This window comes from Collinsella sp. LCP19S3_B7, assembly GCF_052121795.1.
Classification (GTDB): Bacteria; Actinomycetota; Coriobacteriia; order Coriobacteriales; family Coriobacteriaceae; genus Collinsella.
Genome location: NZ_JBQKDO010000030.1, coordinates 1 through 5,126 on the forward strand (window position 1 = coordinate 1; position 5,126 = coordinate 5,126).

Consider the following 5,126-nt stretch of genomic DNA (forward strand, 5'->3'; position numbering starts at 1 on the left):
GGACATGTCGAAGCTGGAGGAGATGGACGAGCTGAGGGGAAAGGCGGAGGGCTAGAAGAGGACGGGGCCGGAGACGGCTAAATCAATTTGCGAAAGAATCTTGACGGTACCGCCACTAGTGGCAGCCACAGCCCTCGTGCCCATCATGGTCGTGGTGGCCGTGGCAGCCGCAGGACTCGCCATGCTCGTGGGCGTGCTCGTGCCCATGGCAGTCGCAGGTGGCCTCGCCGGTCTGCGCGAGCGTGCCGGCAATGAGGGCCTCGACGCAGGCGTCGCAGCTGCCCTGGGCGCCCGCATAGACCGTGATGCCTGCCTGGGTGAGCGCGTTGATGGCGCCGCCGCCGATACCGCCGCAGATGAGCGTATCGACGCCACCGTTGGCGAGCAGACCCGCTAGGGCGCCGTGACCAGTGCCGCCGGTGCCTACGACCTGCTCGTTGAGCACCTTGCCATCCTGGATGTCATAGATTTTGAACTGCTCGCTGCGGCCAAAGTGCATAAAGATGTTGCCGTTGTCGTACGTCGTTGCCACCCTCATGGTGCCGACCTCCTTTGCTGGCCATATGGCCGTCGTCGTAGGTGTGGGGGAGTATGCGATATTGCCGCCCTCGATACTAAGTGCTCGCCCGTTGACCAGCGCGTTTGCCACCTTGCGATGCGCGCGGCTGCAGATGGCCGCCACGGTGGCACGGGCGATGCCCATTTGCTGGGCGACGGCCTCCTGATTGAGGCCTTCCAGGTCGCAAAGCCGTAGGACTTCGAGCTCATCGACCGTCATGTCGATGGCGTCTCCGCTGGCAAGGCCGTCAGGGGTAAAGCCGCGATATTCGGGAATGATCCCAACACGGCGCAATTTTTCGCGTCTTCCTGCCATACACTCTCCAAATCTGACATATGTCAACAATAGGATAGCGCGTATACGGAGCCGCTCAAGCTATTTTTGGCATATGTCAAAAAAGCCAAAGGTACAGCATTTGCGAATGCGGTGCCGTACTGCCGTGCATTGCGTGTGCCGCCCCAAGTGTGCAATTCGATGCTGCGCGCCTGGGCTACAATAAAAATCGCTTATAGGCGACTGACAGGAGGGTCAATGAGCAAAGCTGATCAACAGTTTGTAGCCATGTGCCGCGATATTCTGGACCATGGCACCACTACCGAGGGCCAAAAGGTTCGTCCGGTGTGGGAGGACGGCACCCCTGCCTATACCATTAAAAACTTTGGTGTCACGGCACGCTACGACCTGCGTGAGGAGTTTCCGGCGCTTACCCTGCGTCGTACGGCCCTCAAATCTGCCATGGACGAGATTCTATGGATCTATCAAAAGAAGTCCAATAACGTGCATGACCTCAACAGCCATATTTGGGATGAGTGGGCCGATGAGACCGGCTCTATCGGCAAGGCCTATGGGTATCAGATTGGGCAGAAGAGCCATTATGCCGAGGGTGACTTTGACCAGATGGACCGCGTGCTGTACGACCTTAAGCACACGCCGTACAGCCGTCGCATCATGACCAACACGTATGTGTTTAGCGACCTGTCCGAGATGCACCTGTATCCGTGCGCCTACAGCGTGACCTATAACGTCACGCAGCGCCCGCAGGACGATAAGCCAACACTCAACATGATTCTCAACCAGCGCAGCCAGGACATTTTGGCCGCGAACAACTGGAATGTGTGCCAGTACGCCATTTTGCTGATGATGGTCGCGCAGTCGGTCGATATGATCGCTGGCGAGTTGCTGCATGTGATCGCCGATGCCCATATTTACGACCGTCATGTCGATATCGTCCGCGAGCTTATCGAGCGTCCGCAGTTTGCGGCTCCTAAGGTAACGCTCAACCCCGATGTGCATGATTTCTACGCGTTTACGACTGATGATCTGATCGTTGAGGGCTATGAGCACGGCCCGCAGGTCAAGAACATCCCCATTGCGGTGTAGGTGACGCGCATGACGTGTAAGCTTTCTGCCATTGTCGCCGTGTGCGATGACTGGGGCATTGGGTGCGAGGGTGACATGGTCGTGTCCAACCGTGCCGACATGCGCCATTTTGTGGCGTGCACCAAGGGTTGTCCGGTCATTATGGGACGCAAGAACCTGCTGAGTTTTCCCGGCGGGCGTCCGCTTAAGAACCGTCGCAACATTGTGCTCACACGCGACGAGGGCTTTGCCCCCGAGGGCGTCGACGTAGTGCATAGCGTTGACGAGGCCTTGGCCGCCGTGGCCGATGAACCTGTTGCGTGGGTGATCGGTGGCGGCGAGGTGTATCGGCAATTTCTGCCGTACTGCGTGGAGGCCGAGGTCACGCACAACCATTGCACCCATGCCGTGGACACGTATTTTCCCAATTTGGATGTCGATCCTGCGTGGGAAGTTGCGCGGCGCGACGGGGTTGCCACGATTGCCGCGGGCGAGGGTGACGAAGGCCTCGATTATGAGTTCGTGACATATCGTCGTGTTGATGCTTAAATCGTCTGGCGTGAACGGTATCACCGGGTTGATTGAATGCATGGGGCGGCGCTTAGCGTCGCCTCGTTTGGTATAGATGTGCTGTAAAGAAGGGTACGGGCTGGCTGCTATGACTGATGCCGTTGAGGTGCTGCGAATCGATTCCCTTAATGATGAGCGGCTCGACGCCTACGTGCGACTGACGGAGCGCGAGCTGCGCTGCGTGCTGGAGCCGCAAAAGGGCATCTTTATCGCCGAGAGCGCCAAGGTCATCGAGCGTGCGGTGCGTGCCGGATACGAGCCGGTGAGCTTTCTTTTGGGTGAGCGCTGGCTCGATCAGATGATGCCGCTGTTCGAGCGTCTGGTTGTACGCGAGGGCGCAGGTCCAGTTCCTGTGTTCGTGGCCTCCATGGAGCTCATGGAGCAGTTGACGGGCTTTAACGTGACGCGCGGTGCGCTCGCGGCGTTCCGTCGCCCGCGTCAGATTCCGGTTGATGAGTTCTTGGGCGGCGTCGTCGAGGTGGCGGGTGAGCGACCGGTGCGCGTGTGCGTGCTCGAGGGTATTGTCGACCATACTAATGTGGGTGCGATTTTCCGCTCGGCGGCAGCGTTGAATGTCGATGGCATTTTGGTAAGCCCCACTTGCTGTGACCCGCTGTACCGCCGCTCGGCCCGCGTGAGCATGGGCACGGTGTTCCAGGTGCCCTGGACGCGCATTGGCAGCGAGGCGCGCGTATGGCCGCATGATGGGCTGGCGGCGCTACACGATGCCGGCTTTTCGTGTGCCGCCATGGCATTGACGGATGATTCGGTGTCGTTGGACGATCCTGCGCTGCAAGAGATTGACCGGTTGGCGATCTTTATGGGCACCGAGGGCGCCGGCCTGGGCGCCAAGACCATCGCGGGCTGTGACCGGGCTGTGCGTATTCCGATGGCGCACGGGGTCGATTCGCTCAACGTGGCCGCGGCGAGTGCTGTCGCTTTTTGGCAGTTGTGTCCGCACGTGAGCAACGAGTATCACTACCAGCCGGGACTGTATCACTAGGCAGATATTTTGCACTGGGCTCTGAGTCCGGGTGTTTCGGTTGACGCCGGTCGGTGCTAAGCTGGTGCTGGCTTTGGTCATAAAATTGACGTTTTGTTGTTTGACGTGCGCTGGTGGGGAGGGCGTGTGGCTAAGAAATCTACGGCTATCGATGTAACACAGGGTGTTATTTGGCAGCAGTTGCTTTCGCTGTGCGTTCCCATCTTTTTTAGTTCGTTCTTTCAGCAGGCCTACACACTTATCGGTACCTATATCGTCGGTCAGTTTGGCGGAAAGCTCGCGTTGGGCGGCATCCAGGCCACGATGGTGCTCACGGAGCTCTGCATCGGTTTTTGCGTCGGTGTTGGCGCCGGCTGTGCTGTTATTACGGGTCAGTATTTTGGCCAGCACGATGATGAGCGACTGAGTCGTTCGGTCCATACGGCCATGACGCTCGCTCTGGTGGGCGGTATCGTCGTCTCGATTCTGGGCATAGTGTTCGTTGAGCCCATGCTGGTGCTTATGAATACGCCGCATGAACTATTGGCCGAGGGTGTGGCCTATGCTCGTTGCTATTTTGCCGCCATGGTTGCGGCGCTGCTGCTCAATATGGGAACGGCACTGCTGCGCGCCGTGGGCGACACGCGTGGACCTGCCGTGATCATCGCTTCCGGCTGCCTCGTTAACGTGGTGCTGGATGTCATCTTCGTTGCCGTGCTGCATATGGAGGCTCTGGGCTGCGGCATCGCGGTGGCGCTGACCATTTGCTCCAACGCCACGATGATCGTGATTCGCATGATGCACGCACCGGGTGCGTGGCGGCTTTCACTGTCCAAACTCGGCATTGATCCTGGTATTTGCAAGAGCATGATCTCGTGTGGTTTGCCGCTTGGCTTTCAGTCTTCTGCGTATTCGATTTCCAACGTCTTGATTCAGGTGTCGGTCAACTCGTTTGGTGCCGATGTCACCACGGCCTGGGGTCTTTCGGGCCGCTTAGATGGCATTGTCTGGATGGTTACCGAGGCGCTTGGCGTGTCGATCACCACGTTCTCGGCACAGAACTTTGGCGCGCGCAACTACGAGCGCATGCGCAAGGGCTACCATACGTCGCTCGTGCTGTCGTTTATGCTCATTGGTGGCCTGTCTGCCGTGCTGCTGGTGTTCTCGGGTCCTCTGTCGCGTCTGTTTGTCGACGATGCTTCGATCTCGGCGTACACCACGACCATCATCCATTTTATTGCGCCGTTCTATGCGATTTTCTCGATTATCGAAAACGCGTCGGGCTCCATTCGCGGTGCCGGCGTGAGCTTGCAGCCCATGATTCTCACGATTTTCGGCACCGTCGTGCTCAGGGTGATCTGGGTGTTTGCGATCATGCCTTTCGATCCGTCGCTTGAGCTCCTGCTGCTGGTTTACCCCGTAACCTGGCTCATCACGGCCACGATGTTCACTATCTACCACCACAGCGGCAACTGGCTAGGCCGCGCTACTGCCTAATGATCCGTATGAGAAAGAGGAAAACGGATCATTGCTCTCCGTGGTGATGTGGGACTGCGGACGATTTCTTGGACCGTTACGCGGCCCTTCCCAGCGCGGCGCGGAACTCGGCCGGCGTGCGGCCGCCGAGCGCATCGCTGCGCCTCTCCGTATTGTATC

General features: G+C 58.6%; 5 protein-coding genes. 4 read left to right on the top strand and 1 reads right to left on the bottom strand.

Annotated elements, in window-relative coordinates; genetic code table 11:
- Positions 1-115: 115 nt before the first annotated feature.
- A complete protein-coding gene (locus ACTQW0_RS08370; RefSeq protein WP_441567757.1) occupies positions 116-874 on the bottom strand; it encodes a NifB/NifX family molybdenum-iron cluster-binding protein in 759 nt (252 codons plus the stop codon).
- A gap of 216 nt (positions 875-1,090) precedes the next feature.
- Between ACTQW0_RS08370 and thyA the strand changes: the two genes are divergently transcribed.
- From thyA to ACTQW0_RS08390, 4 genes are all read left to right on the top strand, one after another.
- A complete protein-coding gene (gene thyA / locus ACTQW0_RS08375) occupies positions 1,091-1,939 on the top strand; it encodes a thymidylate synthase (RefSeq protein ID WP_154515464.1) in 849 nt (282 codons plus the stop codon).
- 9 nt (positions 1,940-1,948) lie between these two features.
- On the top strand, positions 1,949-2,467 hold the full coding sequence (locus ACTQW0_RS08380; protein WP_441567759.1) for a dihydrofolate reductase: 519 nt from the start codon (positions 1,949-1,951) through the stop codon (positions 2,465-2,467).
- A 109-nt stretch (positions 2,468-2,576) separates the two neighbouring features.
- Positions 2,577-3,491: a TrmH family RNA methyltransferase gene (locus ACTQW0_RS08385; protein WP_441033339.1), complete on the top strand. Its 915-nt coding sequence runs from the start codon at positions 2,577-2,579 to the stop codon at positions 3,489-3,491.
- A 126-nt stretch (positions 3,492-3,617) separates the two neighbouring features.
- Positions 3,618-4,967, top strand: coding sequence for an MATE family efflux transporter (locus tag ACTQW0_RS08390; RefSeq protein WP_441567761.1), 1,350 nt, complete (start codon positions 3,618-3,620; stop codon positions 4,965-4,967).
- Positions 4,968-5,126: the final 159 nt, after the last annotated feature.